This is a genomic window from Leifsonia aquatica (assembly GCF_014190775.1).
GTDB lineage: Bacteria > Actinomycetota > Actinomycetes > Actinomycetales > Microbacteriaceae > Leifsonia > Leifsonia aquatica.
On sequence record NZ_JACHVP010000001.1, the window covers coordinates 1,275,143 to 1,299,859 of the forward strand.

Annotated in this window: 24 protein-coding genes; 15 read left to right on the top strand and 9 right to left on the bottom strand. The window is 68.8% G+C overall.

What is annotated here, in order from left to right:
- The first annotated feature begins 9 nt into the window (after positions 1-9).
- Positions 10-1,209 (top strand): DUF3500 domain-containing protein, encoded by a 1,200-nt coding sequence (locus FHX33_RS06105; protein ID WP_211235436.1) that lies wholly within the window; start codon positions 10-12, stop codon positions 1,207-1,209.
- A gap of 38 nt (positions 1,210-1,247) precedes the next feature.
- Positions 1,248-2,618, top strand: coding sequence for a HupE/UreJ family protein (locus FHX33_RS06110; protein ID WP_021765733.1), 1,371 nt, complete (start codon positions 1,248-1,250; stop codon positions 2,616-2,618).
- 24 nt (positions 2,619-2,642) lie between these two features.
- Here the strand turns inward: FHX33_RS06110 and FHX33_RS06115 are convergent, their stop codons facing one another.
- Positions 2,643-3,728, bottom strand: a complete 1,086-nt coding sequence (locus tag FHX33_RS06115; RefSeq protein ID WP_051337092.1) for a linear amide C-N hydrolase — start codon at positions 3,726-3,728, stop codon at positions 2,643-2,645.
- 446 nt (positions 3,729-4,174) lie between these two features.
- On the opposite strand from FHX33_RS06115, the gene FHX33_RS06120 reads away from it, so the two are divergent.
- The 3 genes from FHX33_RS06120 (at position 4,175) to FHX33_RS06130 (ending at position 6,006) form a co-directional block, all read left to right on the top strand.
- Entirely contained in the window at positions 4,175-4,756 is a 582-nt protein-coding gene (locus FHX33_RS06120; RefSeq protein WP_155829211.1) for a hypothetical protein, read from the top strand.
- Positions 4,757-4,936: 180 nt separating this feature from the next.
- Entirely contained in the window at positions 4,937-5,680 is a 744-nt protein-coding gene (locus FHX33_RS06125; protein WP_169730369.1) for a L,D-transpeptidase, read from the top strand.
- A 62-nt stretch (positions 5,681-5,742) separates the two neighbouring features.
- Positions 5,743-6,006 carry a hypothetical protein gene (locus tag FHX33_RS06130; protein WP_021765737.1) on the top strand — a complete coding sequence of 88 codons (264 nt, stop codon included), beginning with the start codon at positions 5,743-5,745 and terminating at the stop codon, positions 6,004-6,006.
- Positions 6,007-6,052: 46 nt separating this feature from the next.
- Here the strand turns inward: FHX33_RS06130 and FHX33_RS06135 are convergent, their stop codons facing one another.
- The gene (locus FHX33_RS06135; RefSeq protein ID WP_051337093.1) at positions 6,053-6,661 is read right to left on the bottom strand and encodes a hypothetical protein; all 609 of its coding nucleotides are present in this window, start codon (positions 6,659-6,661) and stop codon (positions 6,053-6,055) included.
- Positions 6,662-7,624: 963 nt separating this feature from the next.
- Here FHX33_RS06135 and FHX33_RS06140 point away from each other — a divergent pair.
- The 4 genes from FHX33_RS06140 to FHX33_RS06155 all read left to right on the top strand — a co-directional run bounded on the left by FHX33_RS06140 (position 7,625) and on the right by FHX33_RS06155 (position 10,562).
- Positions 7,625-8,857, top strand: a complete 1,233-nt coding sequence (locus tag FHX33_RS06140; protein WP_155829213.1) for an RHS repeat protein — start codon at positions 7,625-7,627, stop codon at positions 8,855-8,857.
- A 215-nt stretch (positions 8,858-9,072) separates the two neighbouring features.
- Complete coding sequence (locus tag FHX33_RS06145) at positions 9,073-9,579, top strand: RHS repeat-associated core domain-containing protein (protein WP_021765743.1); 507 nt, start codon at positions 9,073-9,075, stop codon at positions 9,577-9,579.
- 243 nt (positions 9,580-9,822) lie between these two features.
- Positions 9,823-10,353: an RHS repeat-associated core domain-containing protein gene (locus FHX33_RS06150; protein ID WP_081704165.1), complete on the top strand. Its 531-nt coding sequence runs from the start codon at positions 9,823-9,825 to the stop codon at positions 10,351-10,353.
- Positions 10,354-10,388: 35 nt separating this feature from the next.
- The gene (locus tag FHX33_RS06155; RefSeq protein WP_021765746.1) at positions 10,389-10,562 is read left to right on the top strand and encodes a hypothetical protein; all 174 of its coding nucleotides are present in this window, start codon (positions 10,389-10,391) and stop codon (positions 10,560-10,562) included.
- 827 nt (positions 10,563-11,389) lie between these two features.
- On the opposite strand, the gene FHX33_RS06160 is transcribed toward FHX33_RS06155, so the two are convergent.
- The 3 genes from FHX33_RS06160 to FHX33_RS06170 form a co-directional block, all read right to left on the bottom strand.
- A complete protein-coding gene (locus FHX33_RS06160) occupies positions 11,390-11,935 on the bottom strand; it encodes a hypothetical protein (RefSeq protein WP_155829216.1) in 546 nt (181 codons plus the stop codon).
- Positions 11,932-12,435 (bottom strand): hypothetical protein, encoded by a 504-nt coding sequence (locus tag FHX33_RS06165; RefSeq protein ID WP_021765749.1) that lies wholly within the window; start codon positions 12,433-12,435, stop codon positions 11,932-11,934. Before FHX33_RS06165 ends, FHX33_RS06160 begins: the two co-directional genes overlap by 4 nt.
- A 63-nt stretch (positions 12,436-12,498) precedes the next feature.
- Positions 12,499-12,972, bottom strand: a complete 474-nt coding sequence (locus tag FHX33_RS06170) for a hypothetical protein (protein ID WP_039924462.1) — start codon at positions 12,970-12,972, stop codon at positions 12,499-12,501.
- A gap of 165 nt (positions 12,973-13,137) precedes the next feature.
- Here FHX33_RS06170 and FHX33_RS06175 point away from each other — a divergent pair, with 165 nt between their 5' ends.
- The gene (locus tag FHX33_RS06175; protein WP_051337094.1) at positions 13,138-14,229 is read left to right on the top strand and encodes a DUF998 domain-containing protein; all 1,092 of its coding nucleotides are present in this window, start codon (positions 13,138-13,140) and stop codon (positions 14,227-14,229) included.
- A gap of 133 nt (positions 14,230-14,362) precedes the next feature.
- A complete protein-coding gene (locus FHX33_RS06180; RefSeq protein WP_021765752.1) occupies positions 14,363-14,977 on the top strand; it encodes an HdeD family acid-resistance protein in 615 nt (204 codons plus the stop codon).
- Between the two features lie 68 nt (positions 14,978-15,045).
- Here the strand turns inward: FHX33_RS06180 and FHX33_RS06185 are convergent, their stop codons facing one another.
- Both FHX33_RS06185 and FHX33_RS06190 read right to left on the bottom strand, forming a co-directional pair.
- A complete protein-coding gene (locus FHX33_RS06185; RefSeq protein WP_183428274.1) occupies positions 15,046-17,043 on the bottom strand; it encodes a S9 family peptidase in 1,998 nt (665 codons plus the stop codon).
- A 9-nt stretch (positions 17,044-17,052) separates the two neighbouring features.
- Positions 17,053-17,823, bottom strand: a complete 771-nt coding sequence (locus tag FHX33_RS06190) for an SDR family oxidoreductase (protein ID WP_021764636.1) — start codon at positions 17,821-17,823, stop codon at positions 17,053-17,055.
- Between the two features lie 115 nt (positions 17,824-17,938).
- Between FHX33_RS06190 and FHX33_RS06195 the strand changes: the two genes are divergently transcribed.
- The 4 genes from FHX33_RS06195 (at position 17,939) to FHX33_RS06210 (ending at position 20,668) form a co-directional block, all read left to right on the top strand.
- Positions 17,939-18,457, top strand: coding sequence for an NfeD family protein (locus FHX33_RS06195; protein WP_021764637.1), 519 nt, complete (start codon positions 17,939-17,941; stop codon positions 18,455-18,457).
- Positions 18,454-19,431: an SPFH domain-containing protein gene (locus FHX33_RS06200; protein ID WP_183428275.1), complete on the top strand. Its 978-nt coding sequence runs from the start codon at positions 18,454-18,456 to the stop codon at positions 19,429-19,431. Before FHX33_RS06195 ends, FHX33_RS06200 begins: the two co-directional genes overlap by 4 nt.
- Positions 19,428-20,180 carry a glycerophosphodiester phosphodiesterase family protein gene (locus FHX33_RS06205; protein ID WP_183428276.1) on the top strand — a complete coding sequence of 251 codons (753 nt, stop codon included), beginning with the start codon at positions 19,428-19,430 and terminating at the stop codon, positions 20,178-20,180. The genes FHX33_RS06200 and FHX33_RS06205 overlap by 4 nt, the downstream gene beginning before the upstream one ends.
- 116 nt (positions 20,181-20,296) lie before the next feature.
- Complete coding sequence (locus tag FHX33_RS06210) at positions 20,297-20,668, top strand: RNA polymerase-binding protein RbpA (protein WP_039921634.1); 372 nt, start codon at positions 20,297-20,299, stop codon at positions 20,666-20,668.
- A 24-nt stretch (positions 20,669-20,692) separates the two neighbouring features.
- On the opposite strand, the gene lnt is transcribed toward FHX33_RS06210, so the two are convergent.
- The gene (lnt, locus tag FHX33_RS06215; RefSeq protein WP_021761597.1) at positions 20,693-22,243 is read right to left on the bottom strand and encodes an apolipoprotein N-acyltransferase; all 1,551 of its coding nucleotides are present in this window, start codon (positions 22,241-22,243) and stop codon (positions 20,693-20,695) included.
- A gap of 37 nt (positions 22,244-22,280) precedes the next feature.
- Positions 22,281-24,713 (bottom strand): DEAD/DEAH box helicase, encoded by a 2,433-nt coding sequence (locus FHX33_RS06220; protein ID WP_021761599.1) that lies wholly within the window; start codon positions 24,711-24,713, stop codon positions 22,281-22,283.
- Between the last annotated feature and the right edge of the window lie 4 nt (positions 24,714-24,717).

Below are 24,717 nucleotides of genomic sequence, written 5' to 3' on the forward strand. Positions count from 1 at the left end.
TCGAGCCAATTGATAGGCACGCACTGCTCTACTCACCTGTATGAAATCACAGATGCCGACTCCGGCACGCCGACGGACGCTCTGGATCGGGACCGCTTCGGCGCTCGCGATCTCTCTCGCGCTCGCGGGCTGCACCGCTGCCGACACGGCGTCGCCGACGTCGGCGATGACCAGCACCGCCACGGCAGGGAGCGGCGATGTCGTCGCACTCGCGAAAGCCTTCGCCGCGACGCTGAGCGACGACCAGACGACCGAGCTTCAGCAGAAGTACACCTTCGCGAATGCGTCCGACTGGTCCAACCTCCCGCAAGCATTGCTGACCGGGGGCGGGTTCGGCGGGGAGCCCCCGGCGGCGGAGCACCCGGCGGGGGAGCACCCAGCGGTGCGCCTGCGGGAGGCGCAGCACCAAGCGGCGCCGGCGGCGGGCAGAGCTCCACCGGGCGCGTCGGCCTCCAGACCTCGTCGCTCTCGGACGCCCAGTGGTCGGCGCTGGAGAACCTCATCGCAGCAGCGACGGGCTCGGCCGCGAACGAGGGCTTCGACGAGATCCTCCAGCATCTCGCCGCCGACGACTACCTCTCCGCAAACGGAGGCGGGAGCGACTACGGCCGCGGCAACTTCTACATCGCGTTCCTCGGCACACCGTCTGATTCGGGCACCTGGGAACTGCAGTTCGGCGGCCACCACCTCGCCCTCGCGAACACCTACACCGACGGCGAGCTGGCTGGAGCGACCCCGTCGTTCCGAGGGATCGAACCGTTCACCACGGTCACGCAGGACGGCGTGACCGTGCAGCCCGAGCAGCAGGAACAGAAGGCGTTCGCCGCCGTCATCGCCTCACTCACCACCGAGCAGCAGGCCGCGGCGAAGCTTTCGAAGACCTACAACGACATCCTGCTCGGGCCGGGAGACGACTGGGCCTTCCCCACCACATCCGAGGGGATCAAGGGCTCCGACCTCACCGCCGATCAGAAGGCTCTCGTCCTGGCCGCCATCGACACGTACGTGGACGACGTCGACGACGCGGATGCCGCCACGATCCTGGCGAAGTACAAGTCTCAGCTCGACGACACGTACTTCTCTTTCTCCGGCTCGACGACGGTGACCGAGATCGACGACTACGTGCGGATCGATGGCCCGTCGGTGTGGATCGAGTTCTCCATGCAGCACGGCATCGTGCTCGATGGCGCCCACCCGCACGCCGTCTAGCGCGACAAGGTGACCGACTACGGCGGAACGAAGTCCTGATGCGCCGGGGCATCATGGTCGCGTCCGCGGCGCTGCTCGCGGGCGCGGCCGTGCTGCTCGGCGCCTCCCCGGCCTCGGCCCACGTCGTCCCCTCGACGACGATCGAGCTGGATGTGCACGAAGCGGACATCACCGCCGCCCTCACTCTGCCGAAAGAGGATCTGGTCGCCGCCAGCGGGACCGATCTCACCAGCACGGACGCGGTCGGCGCGTCAGCGGCCCGCGCCGTCTCGTCGTACCTCGAAAAACACTTCGCTGTCACCACCGGCACCGATCACTGGACGGTGGATGTCGCCGATGTCGCGGAGACCGACACCGAACAGTGGGGGACCGGGACATTCGGTGCGATCACCGCCACCGCCACTCTCACCCCGGCCGCCGCGTCCGACCTCCGCTCCTTCACGCTGGACTACGACGCGATCATCCACCAGGTCGAGAGCGCCGACATCTACGTGATCCTCCACAGTGACTGGGCGACCGGGCAGGTGGAGGGCGCGCGCACTCTCGGGGCGATCCAGGTCGACACCGTCTCCGGCACGGTTCCGCCCCTCACCGTCGACCTCGAGGACGGCAGCCCGTGGAACGGGTTCGTCGGCATGCTGACCCTCGGGATCGGGCACATCGCCGAGGGCACCGATCATCAACTGTTCCTGCTCACGCTGCTGCTCCCGGCACCCCTGCTCGCGGTCGGCCGACGGTGGAAGGAAGTCGCGCCGGCCAGGAGCGCGGTGCGCAGGATCACTGCCATCACCATCGCGTTCACGATCGGGCATTCGATCACGCTGGCCCTCGGCGCGCTCGGCCTCCCGGTGCCGCAGCAGCCTGTCGAAGCCTTGATCGCGGTGAGCATCCTGATCGCCGCAGCTCACGCCATCCGCCCGCTCTTCCCCGGACGCGAACCCCTGATCGCCGGTCTCTTCGGGCTTATCCACGGGATGGCGTTCTCGGCGACGCTCTCTGCCCTCGACCTCAGTGGCGGCCAGCTGGTGCTGAGCCTGCTCGGGTTCAACCTCGGCATCGAGGTCATGCAGCTGGTCGTCGTCCTCCTCGTGCTGCCGCCCCTGGTCCTGCTCGCCCGGACGCGGGCCTACACCCCGCTGCGCGTGACCGCAGCCGTGCTGACCGCGGCGGCGGCGACCGGCTGGCTGCTCGCCCGGGTCGGGGTACCGAACGTTTTCGGCGCAGCCGCAGACACACTCGGGCTCGCCTCGCCGTGGATCGTCATCGGGCTCTGGGCAGCCGCGATCACCGCCTACATCATCGAGCGGTTCGCACGAGGCGACCGCGGTTCTCGATCGGCCGGGACGAACTCGGCCGCGCCGACCGACACCGCGGTGGTTGTCAGCCAGCGGCCCTCGGAAAACATGTAGGAGCGTTCGAGGGCACGCCCGCGTCTACGCCGCCTGATGCGTGCCGACCAGCTCCTGCACCGCCTTCGTGACTGCGGCGAACTCGTCCTGCTTGCGCGCGACGAGTTCGAGGGCGTCGAGCCCGACCGCGAGCAGGTCCTGCGTCACCTCGCCCGGGTCGGTGAACTTGTGGCTGGCGTCACCGGTGAGGCCTCCCTCGAGCGCGAGCCGGCCGACCAGGTCGAGCTTGAGGACCTTCGTGCCCTCGGTGAAGCTGACCTTGTCGAAGTCGACCCAGACGATGTTCGGCCGGGTCGTCGACTCGAAGGTGTAGCGCTTGTTGGTGAGGTCGAGCACGACCTGCCAGATCGTCTGCGACGCGTCCGGCTTGCCCGGCTCGGGCGTACGGAAGGGCTGCGCGGCGTTGCGGATGATGCTGAACATGGCCGCCATCGCATCGATCTGCGTCTTCGGCTGCACCTGGTGCGCGACATAGAACGAGGCACGCGCGAACCGATCGGTCGCGAGCGTCGAACCGGGGAGCGGCTTGTCACCGCCGAGTCCCTCGACCTCCGTGACGAGCTCGAGTTGCTTGTCGAACGTGGGGGAGTTGGTCATGACCAGGTAGTCGCGGCTGTGATAGACCGTCGGCTTGCCGTCGGTGTACTCGATGATCGCCGAGTCGCCGGTGGCGTCGTTGATGGCGAGGTGGAGTGTGGGCACGATGTGGCCGGTGGGGTCGAAGAGCTGCGCGATCCCGACCTGCGAGGCGTTTGTCCATTCGACGGCTTCGGCGACGGTCGCGAAGTTGTCGAGGTAGTACTGCAGCCAGACGGCCTGGCTCAGCTGGGTGGCGTCGGCGTCCGGCTTTCCGTAGTCGGACTCCGCGAGCCACAGGATGTGACCGGCGAAGCCTTCCTCGTTCATGCCGTCGGTCGCGATGAGGTCGAAGGCGGTGGCGACGACGCTGCCGTACTTCGCCTTCCAGGTGAGAGTGCCGTTCACGCCGTCCGAGCGCTCGATGCCGCGCGGTAGCTTCCACAGGTTCGTCAGGAGGTCCATGTGGAAGTCCATGTTCCGTCCGACGATCACCGATCCGTTGGCGTCGGGCCAGACAACTCGTGTGCACATACATCGCATCCGTTCTCTCATTCCGCCCCTCGGCGATTCGGAGGGGCGGGCACTCCCCATCCTGAAGGCACTGCCGCCGGGACCGAATAGGTGATTTCGGGAGCAGTGGTCGGGTCGGCGGCGCACCCCTGAAATGGGGGCGACGGGCGGCGAGATTTCGTTGACGGAGATCAATCAGCCCTCATAGGGTTGTCACGCCCGTCTTCGGGCCACATACCTCGGGGGGGAAATACATGATCGGTTCCGCGCGCTCACGGTGGGCACTCGTCACAACGGTTGCAGCGTTGGTCACCGGCGGCATACTGGTGTCGGCTCCCGCGCAGGCGGCTACCGCGTCGATCGGGGTGACCGTACCGGTCGTCTACTCGGACTCCTGGGGAAGCGGAATCGATGTCATCGGCGGTGGTTTCACCCCGAGTTCGACGGTGACGCTCTCGATCGACTGGGTGCGCGACAGCGACGGGACGAAGGTGCACTACGGCGACAGGACGACGCCCGCGAGCGCGTCAGGCATCATCTCCGTCACCGGATGGGTGCCCGCGATGGCGCCGGGCATCTGGGCCGATTCCACTCTCACCCTCTCGGCCACGAGCGATTCCGGGGATACATCGAACGCGGTGGCGTTCGATGTCCGCAGCACGCCCGGCATTGAGACGAATGCGCCGACCCTGACGACGGCGCAGTTCATGGATGCCGCCATCGGCCTCTTCGTTCAGGCCAGTGGATTCACGCCGGGTGAGACCGTCGCATTCTCGGCGGTCTACAACGGCACACGTCTTCCCGCGCCGGCGTCGCTGGTCGCGGACAAGTACGGTTCCGTCGCGTGGCAGTACGTGCGCACCGGGGTCACAGCCGCCGGAAGCGTCGTCATCGAGACCGCCGGCGCAACCTCGCAGTGGGGCACCACTGTGGCCATCACCGGGCCGACCATCGGCGGTTCCACTACTCCAGGTGGTCAGGGCGGGACGTCTGATCCTGAGGCCGTCGCAAAGCCGACGGCGCGTGCCCTTCCTGTCGTCAGCGGCTGAGCGATGAGGCGTAGGACGCGCGCCGCGCTCGCGGTCGCCGCCTCCGTCGTTGTCATCGCCGTTGCCGGAGTGCTCGCGGTCGCGCTTTCTGGGCCCGCGGTATCCACGGGGTCGTCTTCCCTGCCGTCCGCGTCCCACTCGTCCTCGACTCCCTCCGGTGCGGCCCAGCCCACGACACCGATGACGCAGGCTCCTGCTCCTCCGATCCTCAGCGCCGATCAGGTTGCCGCCCTCACCCCGGCGGACTACCGGGCGGTGATCCCGGGCCTTGTGCCCGCGCCGCCCACCGCGATGTGGATGTCGGTCTTCGAGCTGCAGTCCGACACCCCGCTATTCGGGGCCGACCGGACCGCTCCGATCGCCCGATTCGAGTCTCGCGACTTCTTGGGCGAGCCGTCCGTGGTTGTCAGGGTCGCCGTCGACGGGCCGTGGTCCCTCGTGCTCGTGCCGAGCAGGCAGCTCCTGCCCTCGCAGGCGGGTGCGGGGGAGTCGGCGCCGGCTCAGAGCGCTGGCTGGCTGCCCACGAACGCGCTGACTCCCGGCGCCACCGTGCGGAATCGCATCGTCGTCTCGGTCTCCGCTCAGTCATTGACGATAACCGATGCTGGCGGGCGACCGGAACAGACGATCGCGGTGGGGGTCGGCGCTCCGGGAACGCCGACGCCCGTCGGGGTGACCGGGTACCTCGAGGCGCAGTATCTGGACCCCGCCCAAGGCCAGAGCACCCATCGCATCCAACTCAGCTCGCTGCACGCGACGGCAGCGGACGAGCCGTACGGCGGCTCGGACGGTGGGCTCATCGGCATCCACTACGAGTCCGACTCGTCCGGCGCCATCTCTCACGGTTGCATCCGCCTCGGCGCGGAAGCCATCACCGCCGTCGACGCGTTGGCACTCGGCACCCCGATCATCATCGTCTCGTAGGACGGAGCACCCGTGCACAAGTACCCCTTCGCACGCTGCGTATCTGTCGTGGTGGCGCCACTATGAGGCCCGACATCGAGTTCGCAGAGCGCTTGATGGGGCCGGCCACGAGGCGCCTCTTCCATCGCTGGGGCTGGATCCCTCAGATGATCGGGTCGGTGTTCTTCCTGGCGTTCGGCTTCGGGGTGTTCTTCGAACTGCGTCCGGTCAATCTGGTGGCGGCGATCCTGGGGCCGTTGTTCTCCTGGCCCGCGACGTGGTTGACGTTCACGCAGGCACTGCGAACACGAGCGCGACGCTCGATCGACCATCCGAATGACATGTGACCGATCAGGCATCCGTGGCCCGCTCCCGGTTGCTTCGAGTCGTTCGTCAGTCGCCGGGGGAGCAGGGCGCCTCGTAGTCGGCCCAGACGACCTTCCCGTCGGAGAGGTAGAAGTCGGCTGACATCTCATCCGGCTTGGTCTGGTTGCACGGCCCGAATTCGGCACCGTCGTAGGTGAGCCAATCGATGTGGAAGACACCGCCGGCGTACCGGATCGATGTGACGACAGAGTGTTCGTTGTGGTCGAAACTGCCGAAGTCGAAGCTGGTGAGAAGGTCGCCTCTGGGCCCGTAGAACCCGAGCACGTGCGGCCAGTTCACACCTCCGAGGTGGCAGGCGAACGCGACCGCGAACGACGGGTTCCCCTTCGGGTCCGTGGACTGATCCCACAGATAGTTGTTCTCATCGTCCGTGGCGAGCATGGTCGCCCCCTCAGACTCGTCGATCGGAAGTCTCCCGTCGACCAGCTGCCCGGCATCGCGTTCGCACATCGCGGGGGCGGTCAGGCTTTCCAGCTGCTCGTCGGTCACCGTGGTGGGACCGCCCGGGGCGGCGGTGACGGTGACCGTCACGGTCGCCGGTGTGGCCGGCGGCCCGGAAGTGCAACCGGTCAGCGACGCCACCGCGAGGGCCACGCCCGCTCCGGCGACTGCCACGGGTGTACGCGAACGTCCAGACATCGTCGTCTCCGTCCTTGCCGGAGTTCGGGCTCCGGCTTCGCCGCACACGATAGCGCGCGAACGGGCGTGTGGCGACGCTTCTCTGAACGCGGGCAGCTCGCCTGATAGGCTGCCGTCCCGCAGGCACCGGGGGAGTCGAACTGGTGACCGCGAGCGAAGGGTGATGCGCTTGACTGCTCATCAGCAGCCCAGTTGGGTTCGACCGACGATGTACGTCGCTTCGATCCTCATCGTGGTCGGGCTCATTGCCCTGGGAGTAATCGGCTTTGTACACGCAGGCCTATGGCTTGCGATCGCGGCCGCGGTGCTCATGATCGCGGGGATATTGCTCTGGCTGATCGCCGGCATCGCCTACCGGAGAGCCGGCGGGGAGCGAATCAGGTGAAGGTCATCTTCCGATACGTCATCCCGGCGATCGTCGTGGTCGCCGGGATGATGTAAGCCATCTTCGTGATGAAGTTCACCACCAGAGACCTCGGGTGACCGCGTCACAGCGGACGCCACATTGCATTCGGCGCGGCGTTGGTTGTGTCGGGTGTCGTGGAGGCATCACTGGACGCCTTCGGATCGATTGCTTCTGCCGCACCGACGTTTGGCGCGGGAGTGGGAATTGCGGGAGTATCGCTCGATGAATGTCTCTCCCGAGCCGCGACGTGACTACAGATCAGAGTCGTCGGGGAGACTTCTGGTACGGCTCCTTGCTCTTCCGCTCGTCGCCATCGGTGCCGCGATATGCGCCATTCTCACCCGTGGGCCGGTTCAGACAGCTTCGATCGTCGTCGGACTCGTGGCGGTCACGGTTGAGATTGGGTGGCTGGCTGCCGCCCGGCGAAAGCGCGTCCGGGGTTCTTCCGACGGACATCGATGAACATGAGCGAAGCAAGCTGCTGTGCATCCACGTAGATCTACGACTACGACCCCTCCGGCCGGGTCACCCACGTGAAGGCAGAAACCGGGCCAGCACCGACCACCGTCACCGCCGTGTTCGACACCAGCTACTGCTACAACACCGCATCGGCCGCGCCCACCTGCGCCACCGGCACGACCACCGACCGGTCACAGCTGCAATGGTCGAAGGACAACCTGAGCGGACAGGTCACCGCGTACGCCTACGACGGCTCCGGCCGCCTGCAGTCGGCCACCCAAACCGGCGGAACGGCGAACAACACCTACGCCTACACCTACGACGCCCGCGGCAACCGGCTCACCGCCGTCGTCACCGGAGCCACGCCCTCCTCGCAGACGTTGACCTACAACGCCGCCAACCAGATCACCACCACCGGGTACTCCTACGACGGGGCGGGCAACCTCACCGCCGCCCCCGGAGCGGCCTACACCTACAACGGCGCCCAGCAGATGACCCAGGCAGTCACCGGGGGAGTCACCTCCACCTACACGTACGCCGGCGCCGGCCAGAACCAGGTCCCGTCCGAGTCGTACTCCGGCCGCACCTACAAGATCACCTACGGCCGCACCGACAGCAACGGGCTCCCGGTGATCGAGGGCTACAACGTCAACGGCAACCAGGCCTACCTGCTCAGCGACCCCAAGACCGGGCAACCGATCATGCTCTCCACCAGCGCCGACCAGGACTGCCTCTACGTCATGGACGGCATCGGCAACCCCGTCGGCCTGATCACCGACTTCGCCCTGAGCTCCTACACGTACACCTTCGACCCCTACGGGGCGGCCAACCTCACCGCCGGCGGCACCGGCAACGGGGCGGCACAGAACCCCTACCTGTTCAAATCCGGCATCCAAGACCGCGCCACCGGCCTGGTGAAGTTCGGCCTCCGCTGGTACAACCCGGTGACGGGCACCTGGACCCAACAAGACACCCTCGACACACCGCTGGACCCCGCCAACGCCAACCGATACGCGTACGCCGGCGGCGACCCCATCAACGGCAACGACCCGGGTGGACTGGATGCCACACTGGGTGACTATGCGGGAAGTTGTTTGGTCAGTGGTGGCGTAGACGTGCTCGTTGGACTGGTGGGACCTGACTGGACGGGCGTAGGGCTCGGCGCAGCGTTTGCGATTGGCTGTGCGCAAGGGGTCGCATCCACCGCCATCGACGAGGCGACCGACTCGTACGAAGGAACTGACGCAGACATCGGCGCTACGGGCATCGAATTGGGCCTCAACCTCGCAGCTCGGTTTCCCTTGTGACCGGCTGGGCCTGGGTCCTCGTCCCCGTCTTCCTCCTCTTGCTCACCGCCGGCGGTTGGTTCGTGACGGGCGGGCTCGGCAGAAGGCAACGAGCAAGAACTGGCCGTGTCAACCGCGGTGGCCCAGTCACGGTCGCCGTCGTGAGCGCGCTCATGCTCGTGGCCATCGGATTCGGGGTTTACCTTCTCCTTCAGGGCCAGTGAGCCGGCCCTCAGATGGACGGCATCGGCAACCCCGTCGGCCTGATCACCGACTTCGCCCTGAGCTCCTACACGTACACCTTCGACCCCTACGGGGCGGCCAACCTCACCGCCGGCGGCACCGGCAACGGGGCAGCACAGAACCCCTACCTGTTCAAATCCGGCATCCAAGACCGTGCCACCGGCCTCGTGAAGTTCGGGTTGCGCTGGTACAACCCGGTGACGGGCACCTGGACCCAACAAGACACGTTGGACGCGCCGCTGGACCCCGCCAACGCAAACCGATACGCGTATGCCGGCGGCGACCCCATCAACAGCAACGACCCCACCGGGCACGACGCTGGAGGATGTGTGACCGGAGTGCTGGCAACCGTCGGATCCGGCCTACTTCTCGCTTCCCTGATTGGGGGAGAAATAGCTACCGGAGGAGGGGACACGTTGGCGACTGTCGGATCGGTCATACTATTCACGAGCGCGGTCGGCGACGCCGACCTTCAGTGTGGATTGGGGTCGACAGATTAACGTTCAAATGGCTCTAGCGATCGCGGCCATTTGTGTGGGGGTCGTTCTCGTTATCCTCGGGATGGCTCTTGGTTCCGCTTGGTCCCTGATCTTCGGGGTGCTGATCGTTGCGCTCGGGGGACTGCAGGTCTACCGCACGCGAAAGCGAACGTGATGTAGGCACGGCGCTCGGAGCCGACACGACGGGGCGGGCAACCTCACCGCTCCCCGGGCTCCACCTACAGAAACAACGGCGCCCAGCAGATGACCCAGGCGGTCAGCGGGGGAGTCACCTCCACCTACGCCGGCACCAGCCAGAGGGCTGTCGATGCAGCATGGCGAATCCATCAGGCTCAGGCCGACTATCTGTTCAAAGCGGGCATCCAAGACCGCGCCACCGGCCTCGTGAAGTTCGGGTTGCGCTGGTACAACCCCACCACCGGGACATGGACCCAACAAGACACGTTGGACGCACCCCTGGACCCCGCCAACGCAAACCGATACGCATACGCGGGCGGCGACCCCATCAACGGCAACGACCCCGCGGGAACCTCCGACGGAGGCCAGGCAGTCCTTGATTGCGCGAGAGAGGGGGCTATGGGTGCAATAACAGGTCTCATTAGCGACGCGGATACAGCTGGAGCTTCATCGCTCATCGGGGGAGTGGTTGGCTGCGGCGTCGGAATACTCAGCGATGTGTACGAAGGAACAGAGTATGGTGACGAAATCGAGTCTGCAGAGAGTACCGCGCTCGGAATCGATCTCATCTATATCGCCGGTGCCGTGCTTCTTTGAGGAGTCGAATCGTGGCTCAACGTCGAAATGGTGGGATGTTGTACATCCAGATTTCGTTCGCGTTCATCTTCGGACTCGGCGCCATCGCGCTCGGGGTTGCTGCCCCTCCGCCGGACGGCCTGCAGTGGCTAGTCATCGTCGTCGGGATCGCGCTGACGCTGGCAGGTATCGGTGGGATCCTTTACGCTGCGCTACGAGTACGCCGGTGACTTCCGCAATCGCCGGGATCCGATCCACGGGGTGGCTACCGGTCGTACCGCTCCGCCGCTTCTGATGCTGCTCGCGGTTCTAGCGGCCGCACCGGGCAGCTACTGATCGACACGTATGTTGATGAGAACTCTTGATGGAGAAGGGATCATGATGGCTGGGCGATCGAGCGGCAACATACAGTTCCAGAGATTGTTCCTTAGCCTCGGAGCTCTACTGGGCGCGATCGCCACCGTATTCCTCGCCGCAACGATCTTCTTCGCCACGGCGCCTGCAGTCGGAATAGTGTTGACGATCGTGTTCGGGGTAGTAACGGCCTTCTGCGTTCTGCGGCTGGTGGCTTTGCGTGGTAGGTAAGCGCCCCTTAGAGCGCGTCAAGCGCACCTACCTGACATAATGTGCATTATCAGCGGCGCGATACACGGGGCAAGGGATGGGGTTCGTCCCTGCATTCGCCCCGGCGACGACACCGCTCCATCGTCACGGGACGCGCGGTCGGCGAGCTACTCATCGCGTCAGCAGCCAGCGGCACAAACGCCGCGGCGGCCCGGCAACCGACCGCACCAACGTGAACCCGGCGTCCAGCTCGGCACCGCATCTCTCACCTGGCACGAACGACACGAAGCTGACATAACGACGCTGTCGCGATTGTCACGAAGGATGTACGCCTCCGGCCCACGTCCAGCCGTCCCGCCTCGTAAACTTGGTCGAGTTGCGCACGGCCGATCGTATTCCTGCCGCGGCCAGGGGGGCTCGGTGGATGTGACGAGGGGCCGTGTGCAATCCCTCTCCCCTATGGGTGCACCCTTCGGCGTTTCCTGATCTTCGCTCAGGTTTCGAGATGCTCGCCGGCGGCCGCCGCCTCCATCGCGGCGACCGCGTGAGACCGCGGCCGGCTAGCGTCCCCCGCGCGGCGGGTGAGCCGGTCGCCGATCCAGGCCTGGTACACCCGCTGCAACGGCGCGTCACCACCGCGGTCCAGCCGGTCGAGCGCGTCCCGGCCGTGGGCCACGAGGTCGTGATCGACGTCGTCGGGGTCGTCGAGGCGGAACGGCACTCCGTGCGCACGCGCCCACGCGAAGACGCCGAGGCCGATCGGCCGGTACTCATCCCAGTGCGGCCGGGGAACGGCGGACCGAACGACGCGCGGCCACTCCGCGTAGCCGCGCTCGCTGTGGAACATCACCAGCATGTCGCCGCGCTGCACCTCGAGGTGCCACACGGCCATCTGCTCCGGTCCCCACGCGGAGACCACCAGGCCGCCGTCGTCGAGCAGCAGCCGGGCGAATCGCGCCTCCTCGGGACGCTGCTGCGCGTAGTAGTCGAGGAAGGCGGACACCGCGTCAGCCGCGGCAGGATCTGCTGCTCCGGTCACGAGACGGTTCCGCGGAGTGCGCGGCGCTGCCGCTCGCTCGGGACGGCGAACAGCCCGGTCTCCGGATCGACGAGCGCCTCGATGCGGTCCCCGACCTCGTACCCGCGCGCCGATGCGCAGACGTACTCGATCTCGAACGCGGGAACGCCAAGGTCCGCGAAGCGCAGCGTGAGGGTGACGCCGTCCTCGTCAGCGAACATCGCCGGCCCGATCGCCACGACCTCACCCTGCGCGAGCCGTCCCCGGTCGCCAAGCAACCCGGCCTCCCGCTGCTGACGCCCGATCATCCGCCACCTGGCGAGCGCGAACGGGATGACGAACACGCTGAGCGCCGCGCCGACGAGCATCGGGATCCACCAGTCCGCACCCGCGACGAGCCCGACGCACATGATCGCGGGCCCGGCCGCCAGCGTTGCGACGACTCCCCCGTAGGCGAGGAACAGCCCGAGCGGACCGCGCGGCCGCGGCCGCGTCGCTCCCGAAGCGTCCCCCATCTCCATGCGTGGAGACTATCCGCCGCGCGGAGGGAGCGACAAGGTCCGCCGGGGGCGCGAACGAGTGACTCAGCCGGAGACGGCCCGCACGAGCACGTCCACCGCCAGCGCGACGACGACCAGCCCGACGACCAGATCGGTCCAGGTCGCCAGCGCCTCCTGCGCGTTCTTGCCCTTCTTCGGCACGTGCATCGCGCCCGCGATCAACAGGAAGATCCCGCCCGCGAAGCCCGCCGGCAGCGCCCATCCCGGCACCAGCGCCAGCAGCCCGGCGAGACCCATCCCGACGTTCGCCATCCCGAGCTCGCGGACGAGTTGCTTCTCCGGCACGGTCGGCGCAGCGGCCCCGAGGATCTCGGTCGTGGGCCCCTTGCCGGAGACCTGGGCGATCCCGGCGACGAGCAGCCGCGTCCCGACCCCCCATAACACCCACCACTTGCCGAAGACGAGCACCGGATCGCCACCGGCCACCGCCAGCTCCACAATGCCGGAGATGATCGGCAGCGCCACCGTCTGTGCGATGACCAGGATGAAGTAACCCACGCGCCCACTCCTTCGGATCGGGATCGACGGGAACACCGTAGCGGGGAACAGCGCCCGCGGCATCCCTCCCTCCCCCGCCCCGTACTACCCAAACCACCGGCCAGCGGCGATACTCGGGCCGTCGACGCGGTGAGCGGCACCGGGAGCGTCGATGGGGAGGTCGCCATGACCGAGGCGCATCGCACACCGTCCAGGTCGGCGGAGGCGCCGTCCGCTCCTGCGCTCCGGGAGGAGGGAGCGGCGATCGTCGCGGGCGCCGCCGGGTTCGTGCTGACGGCACTGGTCGCGCTGCCGTCGTTCTGGGGCCAGACCCTCCCGATCGCCGGTCCGGGGTCGATCTCGCAGTTCACTGCGATCGCCGCCGGCGTGCTCGCGATCCTCGCCTATCCCGTCGGGCGGCTCTGGCGACGCGAAGGCCTCACACCGTTCGGGCGCCGAGATCCAGGCGAACCCCGCCCTCGCGCCTCCGGCGCCGACGTTTTCGACACGGTCGTGATCGCCTTCGCGCACGGCGTCATCGCGCTGCTCCTGTGGATCGTGCTCGGCGCCGTGCTCGCCGATGCCTTCCAGGGCGCGCTCGTGTACTTCCTGGCGGCCGTGGTCCTCGCCGCGGCCGTCACCGGCGTGACCGCCTACGCGGTGTTCCTCTCCGGCGCCGGGATGGACATCCTCCGGCTGTCGACGGTCCTCGCCGTGTTCGCGGTGGTCGGCATCCTGACCGCGATGCTCAGCGCGCCCGATCCCGACTGGTGGCGGCTGCATCTCAGCGCGCTCGGGATGACCTCGAGCGTCTCCTCCCTCACCTTCAACCTCACCCTCATCGTCACGGGCGTCATCGTCACGGCGATCGCCCGCTACGCCACGGATCTCCGCGACGTCGACGACCCCCGTCGCCGCCACGGGCTCGTCCGGGTGCGGGTGTGCCTGCTGCTGATCGGCATCCTGCTCGCGGGCGTCGGCGTCTTCCCCCTCAACGTCTCGCAGATCCTGCACAACGTGTCGGCGGTCGGAATGGTGCTGGTGTTCGCACTCCTGGTGTTCTGGGTGCGGGCCGCACTCCCCCAGGCGCCCCCGGCGTTCTTCGTCCTGGGCTACGTGTTCTTCGCCACGATCGTCGGTGTGCTCGTCTTCTTCGTCGTCGGGTACTACGTCCTGACGGCGGCCGAACTGGTGGCCGGCGTCCTCGTGTTCAGCTGGCTCATCGTCTACCTCCGCGTCAGCGGCGCCGCCCAGGCGGGCGGAGCGCCGGAGCCGTAGGGCGGGGGCACCTCAGATCCGCGTGGCCCAGCGGTGACGCGCCGCACGCGATCACCCCTTCGCACGGCGACGCCTGGGCGCTAATGTCGTGCACGGGACGCATGGCGCGCCCCCTCCACCGAAAGGCACCACGATGACGTCCACCGATCCCGTCGACACCGTCCTGCACGACTTCTCCCTCGACGCGAAGAACCTCACCCGCTCCGCGATCAACGGTATCCGCGCGACGATCGGCATCAGCGGCGCCGTGGCGTTCATCCTCGGCATCGTGCTGCTGTTCTGGCCGGTGAAGACCATCGCCGTCCTCGCCGTTTTCCTCGGCATCTACTTCGTCGTCGCCGGCGTCATGCGCCTCGCGATCGGCATCTTCAGCAAGGGGATCGGCGGCGGCCTGCGCACGCTGAACATCCTGCTGGGCGTGCTGCTGGTCGTCGCCGGCGTCGTCTCGCTCAAGAACGTCGCGACCGCCGCGACCGTGCTCGTGATCTTCGCCATCGCGTTCGTCGGTGTCGGCTGGATCATCGACGGCGTGATGGCGCTGGCCGAGTCGGGCCGCACGCCCAACTCCGGCTGGGCGATCGCCTTCGGCATCCTGAGCATCCTGGCCGGCATCGTCGTGCTCGTCCTGCCGGCGTCCTCGGCCGCGTTCCTCATCCTGTTCTCGGCGATCGCGCTGATCGTGCTCGGCATCATCGGCGTCGTTCGCGCGTTCACCTTCGGACGCGACGTGCTGGCCGCCGCGAAGTAGCCCGCGCGCGCAACGGAACGGCCCCGCCTCGGGAAGAGGCGGGGCCGTCGTCGTCTGCGGATCGGCGGCTACGGGCGGTTGACCTCCGACGGGAGGTGCTTCGCCCACCAGTCGAGGATGATGTCGAACCGTTCCCGGCGGTGGCGCGGCCGGCCACCCCGGCTCAGTTCGTGATCCTCGCCCGGGAAGATCACCAGTTCGGCCTCGGCCCCGTTGCGCTTCAGCGCCGCGTAGTAGCGCTCCGCCTGCGGCAGCGGGCAGCGCAGGTCGTCCTCCGAGTGCATGACGAGCGTCGGCGTCGTCACCTGCCCGACCACGGCCTGCGGGCTCTGCGACCGCATCAGCTCCGGGTCGGTGCCGGTGTACTCGTCGCCGAAGAAGCTGCCGATGTCGCTGGTGCCGACGAACGCCTCCGGGTCGAGGAACCCGCGCTCGACGATGGCGGCTGCGAACCGGTGGTCGTGCGCGATCGTCCAGGCGGTGAGGTAGCCCCCGTACGAGCCGCCCATGATGCCGACGCGCCCGGCGTCGAGTCCGGGCGTCTCGGCGATGGCCCCGTCGAGGAAGTCGAGGACGTCCGTGAGGTCGACGGTGCCCATCCGCTGGCGGATGACGCGGCCGTGCTCCTGGCCGTAGCCGGCGGCGCCGCGCGGGTTGCACATCACGACGGCGTAGCCGGCCGCGACGTAGACCTGCGCCTCGTCGAAGAGCGCGCCGGTGTATGCCGCGTACGGACCGCCGTGGATGTTGAGGAGCACGGGATGCGGCCCCTCCCCCTCCGGGACGAGAACCCAGCCGTGCACCGGGTACCCGTCGCGCGCCGTGACGGTGATCTCCCGCGGCGCGACGATGCCTGTCGCACGAAGCGGCGCCGAGAAGTCGGTGAGCCGGCGCAGGCCGCCCGCGGTCAGCAAGGCGACATCGCCCGCGGTGTCCGCGTCCGCGATGCTCAGCACCACGACGTCCCCGGCCACCCCGACGCCGTTCACGACGGTGGTGTCGTCGGTCAGGCGTGTGGCCGTGCCGTCCGCCGTCACCTCGGTGAGCACGAGCGCGCCCCGGCTGCGGTCGCGCACGAGCACGGAGTCGTCCCGGTACGCCACGATGTCCGACTCGGTGTAGTCCTGGCTCTCCGCATCCGTCAGCGGGCGCGGTGCGGCGTCCTGGCCCTCGATGACGTACAGCGCGGCGTTGCGGCCGACAAAGTCGCGCCCGCTCTCCCCCACGTCCTGCGCGGTGAAGTAGAGCGCGCCGTTGAGTCCGTACGCGAGCTCGCCGACGGAATAGTCGCCGTGGGCGCCGGTCGCGTCGACCGGTTCGCCCGAGCCGTCGACCGGGAGGAGGAAGACGTTCGCGCGCAGGTCGTCGTCGCGCGACTCATGGCGGGCCGAGACGAACGCAAGGGTGGCGCCGTCGGGCGAGAACGCCACCGGGCCGTCGTCCCACGGGCCCGAGGTCAGCTGCGCGGCCTCCGGGACGGCCGGGGCAGGCTCGGTCGAGCCGTCGGCCTCGGCGACCGGGGTCACGGCGGGCTCGGCCCACACATCCGGCACCGGCACGAGGAAGACGTGCGCGCGGCGGTCGGTGATGTAGCCGAGGCCGTTCGCCCGGTAGTTCAGAGTGTCGAAGCGGCGCGGCCGCTCGCTCCCGGCGTCGATCCCCTCCACGGTGCCGTAGCGGCCCTGCTCGGGCACGCGGCTGACGAAGGCGATCGACCGCCCGTCCGGAGACCACGCGAACTGCGACACGCCCAGCTTACGGTCCGTGACCTGCACCGGCTCGCCGCCCGCGGCGTCCATCACGTAGAGCTGCGGCGCGGACTTCGGGACGGATCGTACGAAGGCGAGCAGCCGTCCATCCGGCGAGAACCGCGGCGCGCTGTCACGGAACCCGCGGGTGAGCCGCCGGGGTGCGGCGTGGCCGGTCAGCGGGATGCTCCACAGCTGGCCGACGGAGGCGTCCGCCGCCAGGGAGGGATGCGTCACCGACACGATCGCGCGCCCGCCCCCGGGGTGCACGGTCGGGGCGGAGACGCCGGTCAGCAGGTCGAGATCGCTCGCCTTCATGGCCGCCCCCTACTCGTCGACCGGCGTGAAGCTGGAGACGTCGCCCACGAGGCGCGTGTGGCCGACCGGGATGGGGTCGACGGCCGCGGCCGCCACCTCCGCGGCGAACTCGCTGACGTTGTAGAGCTTGCCCGCGGCCTCCTTGCGGGCGTCGATCGCGCCCGGGTTGAGCCGGTTGAGCAGCGTCGCGGTGATGGTGCCCTCGATCATGTCGCCGGAGACGACGACGAACTCGATGCCCTTCTCCTCCAGGGTCGGCAGCAGCTCGCGCAGCGCGTCCTCCCCCGCCCGCTTGCTCAGCGCGACGGCCTCGTACTCGGGCATCGTCGGCGTCGTGCGGATGAAGTGCGCCTGGTGGCTCGTCACGAAGACGACGCGGGACCCGGCGCCGAGCAGCGGCAGGGCCGCCGTCAGCACGTTGACCTGCGCGTCGCGGTTGAGCTGCATCGCGTAGTCCTCGGCCATACCCGACTCCATGCCGCCGGAGGCGTTGAGCACGAGGATGTCGAGGCCGCCCCACTCGCTGCCGACGGTGTCGAACATCCCGGCCACGGAGGCCGGGTCGGTGAGGTCGGCGCCGACCGTCAGTGCGGTGGCCCCGTTCGCGCGGAGGGCGTCCGCGAGCTTAACGGCGCGGGCCTCCTTGTTGCGGTAGTTGATCACGACGCTCGCACCGGCCTCGGCCAGGTACTGCGCGGTGTCGGCGCCGATGCCGCGGGACGATCCGGTGACGAGGGCGCGCTTGCCGGCGAGCGAGCCGGGGGCGAGGGGGTTGGACACGAAAACTCCTTGCGTGTGCGGAAAACTGCATCCTGAGACTACCAAGTGGGTTCCGTCCACAGGCGTCGGGCACCTGATAACGTCGAGTCAGGACGCGCAGGGAAGGGGGCCCATCATGGACATCACATCCTTCGCCTGGATCGCCTGGCTGGTGCTGATCCTGATCTTCGTCATCATCGAGATGCTCACGCTCGACCTGGTCTTCCTCATGATCGCCATCGGCAGCGTCGGCGGCTTGATCTCCGGTCTCGTCGGCACCCCCTGGTGGGGTCAGCTGATCGTCGCCGCGGTGCTCTCGATCGTCCTGCTGTTCTTCATCCGGCCTCCGCTGCTCCGCGCGCTCAAGCGCGGTGGCGATCCGGCCAAGAGCAACGTCGCGGCCCTGATCGGGATGGGCGGCCTGGTCGTCTCCACCGTCTCGCGCACCGGCGGGCTGGTGAAGCTCGCAATCGGCGAGACGTGGACCGCTCGCCTCGCCACCGCTGCCGACGGCGCCGTCGTCGCGTCCCCGGCCACCGAACTCGTCCCTGGCGAGCACGTCGTGGTCGTGTCCATCGAGGGTGCGACCGCCGTCGTCACCCCTGCCCCGGTGCCCTCGGGCGCCGACGGCATCACCGAGAGGAGTGCGTCGTGAACGATTCGAGTCAGCTCGTCACGACCATCGTGGTCATCGTGATCATCGCGGTCATCGTGATCTTCGTGCTGGTCACCCTGTTCCGAGCGATCCGCATCATCCCGCAGGCGCGCGCCGGCGTCGTGGAGCGGCTCGGCCGGTACCACAAGACGCTGCTCCCCGGTCTGAACGTCGTGGTGCCCTTCGTCGACAAGGTGCGGCCGCTCATCGACATGCGCGAGCAGGTCGTCTCCTTCCCGCCGCAGCCGGTCATCACCGAGGACAACCTCGTCGTCTCGATCGACACGGTGGTCTACTTCCAGGTCAACGACGCGCGCGCGGCGACGTACGAGATCGCCAACTACCTGGGCGCCGTCGAGCAGCTCACCACCACCACCCTCCGCAACGTGGTCGGCGGCCTGAACCTCGAGCAGGCGCTGACCAGCCGCGACAACATCAACGGCCAGCTGCGCATCGTGCTCGACGAGGCCACCGGCAAGTGGGGCATCCGCGTCTCGCGCGTCGAGCTGAAGGCGATCGACCCGCCCCTCTCGATCCAGGACTCGATGGAGAAGCAGATGCGCGCCGAGCGCGACCGCCGAGCCGTCATCCTGACCGCCGAGGGCAACAAGCAGTCCGAGATCCTGAACGCCGAAGGGCGCCGACAGGCGGCCATCCTGAGCGCGGAGGGCGACGCCAAGGCGGCCGTGCTGCGCGCCGAGGGCGAGGCGCAGGCCATCCAGACGGTGTTCAGCGCCATCCACAAGGGCAACCCGGACAACTTGCTGCTCGCCTACCAGTACCTGCAGACCCTGCCGAAGATCGCCGAGGGTCCGGCCAACAAGCTCTGGATCATCCCGAGCGAGCTGACCGAGGCGCTCAAGGGCATCGGCCAGGCGTTCGGCGAGAAGGGTGCCGCCGCCGCTGCCGCAGCCGTCGCCGACGGGACCGCGACGCCCGTTCCCCCGGCCGCCCCGCCCGCTCCCCCGGCGTGAGCTTCCTCGACGGCCCGCGGCCGCGCGTGATCGCGCACCGCGGGCTGGCCATCGACGCGCCGGAGAACACCCTGCTCGCGTTTCTCACAGCACTGAACGCGGGGGCCACACACCTGGAGACGGACGTGCACGCCTCCGCCGACGGTGTCGCCGTCATCAGCCACGACCCCGAGCTCGACCGCGTCGCCGGCCGCCCCGGACGTGTGGACGGGATGCTGATGCGGGAGCTGCGGCGCGTGGAGCTCGGCCACGACCAGCAGTTCTGCTCCCTCGCGGAGGCGCTCGACACCTTCCCCGAGGCCCGGTTCAACATCGACGTGAAGGACGAGCGCGCTGCGGCCTCCACGGTCGCCGCGATCCGGGAGGCGCGAGCCGTCGACCGCGTGCTGATCACGAGCTTCTCGAAAGCGCGACGGCTGGCCGTCGTCGACGAGCTGCCGGGCGTCGCCACCTCGCCTTCCGTCCCCGAGTTCGCACCGGCCCTCGCCGCCGCCAAGGCCGGTCTCGCTCCCCTGGTGCGGCGTGCGCTGCGCGGCTTCGCGGCGGTGCAGGTCCCCGAGCGCCAGGGGCCGCTCCGCGTCGTCAGCGCGCGCACGGTTCGCGCGATCCAGGCCGCCGGCGCCGAGGTCCACGTGTGGACCGTCAACGACCCCGCCGACATGACCCGGCTGCTCGATCTCGGCGTCGACGGGATCGTCACGGATCGCTGCGATCTGCTCGTCGGTCTGGCTCGCTCCCGCGCCGTCTGACGCTGGGAGTCTTCTGGGAGGCTGTGAGCGTCCTGAGAGATCCGGCGCCCCGGAAAGACAATCCCCAGCTTGACGGTTTATAACTGTGAGGATTCGCGCGAAGAGGAGACCACACGATGGCAGATCGCAGTTTGCGCGGAATGAGACTCGGCGCCCAGAGCTTACAGAGCGAAGAAGGCGTCGTCTACTCACCGCGTACCCGTTACACCTACCTGTGCCCCGAGTGCGGCAACGAGACCGAGACCGTGTTCTCGTCCGAGGCCGAGGCACCCGACACCTGGGAGTGCCGCCACTGCGGACACGAGGCCCGGAGACTGGTCGGCGACACCCCCGTCGAGGTCGACCACTCCGACGTCAAGGCGCCGCGCAGCCACTGGGACATGCTCCTGGAGCGCCGTACCCGCGCCGAGCTGGAGGAGCTCCTGGAGGAGCGCCTGCAGTACCTGCGTGCCCGTCGCGGCACCGGGGAGCGCAAGCACAGCGCCTGACCCCGTCACGACTCGAGGCCGCTCTCACCGCACCGGTGGGAGCGGCCTTCTCGTGTCCGGAGCCGGGTTGCGCCGTGCGCCCGCGGCGATCAGCAGCCCGAACAGCCCCAGCCCGGCGACCAGGAACTCGATCCCGCGGCTGAGCAGGGTCGCGGGCGTCGTCGTGGTGCCGAGCGGTACGTCGGCGATCATGTTCCCGGGCGTGAACGGCGGGATCTCCGAGATCGTCCTGCCGTCGGGCGCGATGATCTGGCTGCTGCCGACGGTCGAGATGTTCACGAGCGCACGACCCGCCTCGATCGCGCGGAGGCGCGCGATGGCGAGCTGCTGCTGGTTCTCGTCCGTCTGACCGAAGTCGGCGTTGTTCGTCTGCGCCAGGATGACCTGCGCGCCGCCCTGCATCATGTCCGTCAGGAGCTGGTCGTCGACGATGTCGAAGCAGATCGAGATGCCGGCGCGCACCCCGTCGATGTCGAAGACGTTGTCCCGCGTCCCGGGCGTGTAGTCGCGGCCGATGAGGTCGATCAAGTCGGGGGCGAACGGTCGCCAGAAGGCCCGGTCGGGCACGTACTCCCCGAACGGCACCGGGTGCTTCTTGTCGTAGTAGTCGACGGCGCCCTTGCCCGCCACCCACTGCAGCGAGGAGTTGAAGTACTTGCCGTCGCGCGCCGTGATGGTCCCGACGACGAAGGTCGCGTCCATCCGCCGGCTGAGCGCATCGAGGATGGCGGCCGAGGCCGGATCGCGCGTCGGGTCGGGCAGCGCCGCGCCTTCCGGCCACACGACGATGTCGGCCTTCTGGTCGGCGATCTTCAGCGTCTCGGCGACCTGCGCGTCGAGCACCGCGCCCACCGGCGCATCGTCGAAGTACCCGGCCGGCCCGTTGCCCTGCACGGCCGCGATGCGGGTGGTGCCGTGCGTCGGCGTCGGCCAGGCCGGGATCACCAGGACGAGCGCCACGGCGCCGATCGCGAGCCCGGCACGGGACGCGGCGCGGAGGTCGATCGCGAACGCCAGCTCGACGATCAGCGCCACGAGCCACACCATCACGAAGCTCAGACCCGAGATGCCGAGCCACGCGACGAGAGGCGCGAACGGGCTCAGCGACTGGGACTCCGCGACGCGGCCCCACGAGAAGCCGCCGTACGGCCAGTTGCCGGTCACGTACTCCCGCAGCACCCACAGCCCGGCGACGATCACGGGAAGCAGTCCCACGCGGCCCCACACGCCCGGCCACGCGCGCGGAACCCAGCGGTAGGCCAGCGTGATCAGGATGCCGCCCACGCCCCAGAACAGGGCCTCCAGGGTCGACAGGGCCACCCAGGGCACCGGACCGAGGTAGAGGGCCGTCCACGCGACGTGCACCAGGTAGAACGACTCCCCCGCGAGCCAGCCGACCAGGAAGGCGGAGCCGGCGCGACGGCCGCGCTGCGCGAGCAGCACCATCGCGATCCCGACGAAGGTCAGCGGCCACCAGTCCTTGTCCGGGAACCCGGCGTCGAGCACCGGTCCGGCGGCGATGGCCAGCAGCACCGCGAGCCAGAGCGGCAGCGGGGCGCGGGGCGTACGGGTCACGAAGGGAGAGCCTAAAGCATCCGGCTCGGCACCCCGCTCAGGCAACCGCGGAGTACGCGACGATGCCGCGACGGATCGCGTCCAGCGCCTGCCGCGCGGTCCGTCCGACGTTCCCCTGGGCGACGAGCGAGAGCTGGTCGAGCAGGTCGATCGTCTGCTTCGTCCAGCGCACGAAGTCGCCCGCGGCCATGTCGGCCTCCCGCAGCACCGAGTCCAGTGCGGCGCCGCGCGCCCACTGGTACATCGCCAGCGCGAGGGCGGTCGAAGGCGGCTCGCTGCCCGAGAGCCGGTTCTCGCGCTCCAGGTCGTCGAGCTTGCTCCACAGCTCGATCGTGCGGTCGAGCGCGGGCCGGAACGCGCCCCGCGGGAGCGTCCTTTCGTGGGCCAGCCCCTCGTCGCGCCGCGGCTCGAAGACGAGCGCGCAGGCCATCGCCGCGAGGCTCGGGGCGTCCAGCTCCTTCCACGCGCCGCGGCGGAGGCACTCGGCGACCAGCAGGTCGCGTTCGCCGTAGATGCGCTTCAGCGTGCGCCCGTGGACGGTGAGGGCGGTGCCGCCGTCCTCTTCGACGAGGTAGCCGAGCTCCAGCAACACGTCCGACACCCGGTCGAACACCTTCGCCACGGCGCCGGTGCGCGACTGGATCTGGGCGCTGAGCCGGTCGGTCTCGCGCTTCAGCTTCCACCAGCGCTCCGCCCAGCGCGCGTGCTTCTCGCGGTCGGGGCAGCGGTGGCAGGGGTGGTCCTTCATCCGCTTGCGCAGGGCGGCGAGCTGGCGCTGCCGCTTGTCGCGGTCGGCGCGGGAGGTGTTGTCCAGCTTGGCGCCCTTGCGCTCCAGGTCGGTGAGCTCGCGGCGGATGCGCGAGTACTCGCGGAAGTCGCCGAGGTGGCACGTCATGGCCTGCTCGTAGCCCGCGAGCGACTCCTCCTGCTGCCGTACCTTGCGCGCGAGGTCCACGACGGCGCGGTCGGCCTGGAACTGCGCGAACGACGACTCCAGGATCTCGCGCGTGCGCGGTCGCCCGAACTGGTCGATGAGGTTCACCGCCATGTTGAAGGTCGGGCGGAAGCTGGAGTTCAGCGGGTAGCTGCGGCGGGAGGCGAGGGAGGCCACCGACTGCGGGTCGAGGCCGTCCTCCCACTGGATCACCGAGTGCCCCTCGACGTCGATGCCGCGGCGCCCGGCACGCCCGGTGAGCTGGGTGTACTCCCCCGGCGTGATCGGCACGCGCGCTTCGCCGTTGAACTTCTCCAGCTTCTCCAGCACGACCGTCCGGGCGGGCATGTTGATGCCGAGCGCGAGCGTCTCGGTCGCGAAGACGACCTTCACGAGCTTGCGGCGGAACAGTTCCTCCACGACCTCCTTGAATGCCGGGAGCATGCCCGCGTGGTGGGCGGCGACGCCGCGCTCCAGCCCCTCCAGCCACTCCCAGTAGCCGAGCACGGCGAGGTCCTCGTCGAGCAGGGTGCGGCAGCGCTCCTCCACGATCGCGCGGATCTCGTCGCGCTCGTGCTTCTCGGTCAGCCGGAGGCCGGACCGCAAGGTCTGCCGCACGGCGGCGTCGCAGCCGTTGCGGCTGAAGATGAAGAAGATCGCCGGGAGGAGGTTGCGCTCCCGCAGCAGCTCCACGAACGCAGCCCGCTCCATCCGGAACGATTCCGGCCGGCCGCCGCGCGAGTGATAGCGCCCGACATCCCGCGTCTGCCGGCTGCTGAGCACGCGGCCGCCGTAGCGCGCCATCTGCACCAGCTCGGGATTCACGCGGTTGGTCGCGGCCAGCCCCGAGGAGTCGAACAGGTCGATCAGCTTCGACCGCATGAGGATGTGCTGCTCCAGCGGCACCGGGCGCTCCTCCGAGACGATCACGTCCGTGTCGCCGCGCACCGCCTGCAGCCAGTCGCCGAACTCCTCGGCGTTCGACACCGTCGCGCTCAGCGACACCATCCGGACCTCCGACGGGAGGTGGATGATGACCTCCTCCCAGACGGCGCCGCGGAAGCGGTCGGCGAGGTAGTGCACCTCGTCCATGACCACGTACGCCAGGTCGGAGAGGAGGTCCGAGTCGGCGTAGAGCATGTTGCGCAGCACCTCGGTCGTCATCACGACGATGCGGGCGTGCGAGTTGATGTTCGTGTCACCGGTGAGCAGACCGACGGAGTCCGGTCCGTAAGCGTCCACGAACTCCTGGAACTTCTGGTTGCTCAGGGCCTTCATCGGCGTCGTGTAGAAGACCTTGGCGTTGGCCTCCCGCATCGCGAGGAAGACCGCGAACTCCGCCACGATCGTCTTTCCGGCACCGGTGGGGGCGGCGACCAGCACGCTCCGGCCCTCCTCGAGGCTCGCGCACGCCTCCCGCTGGAACGGGTCGAGATCGAAGCGCAGCCCGGCCCGGAAGTTCTCCAGGATCGGCTGGGTGGCGCGCTGGCGCGAGGCGGCGAAACGCTCGGCCGGGGAGAGCTGCTGGTCGGTCACCCGT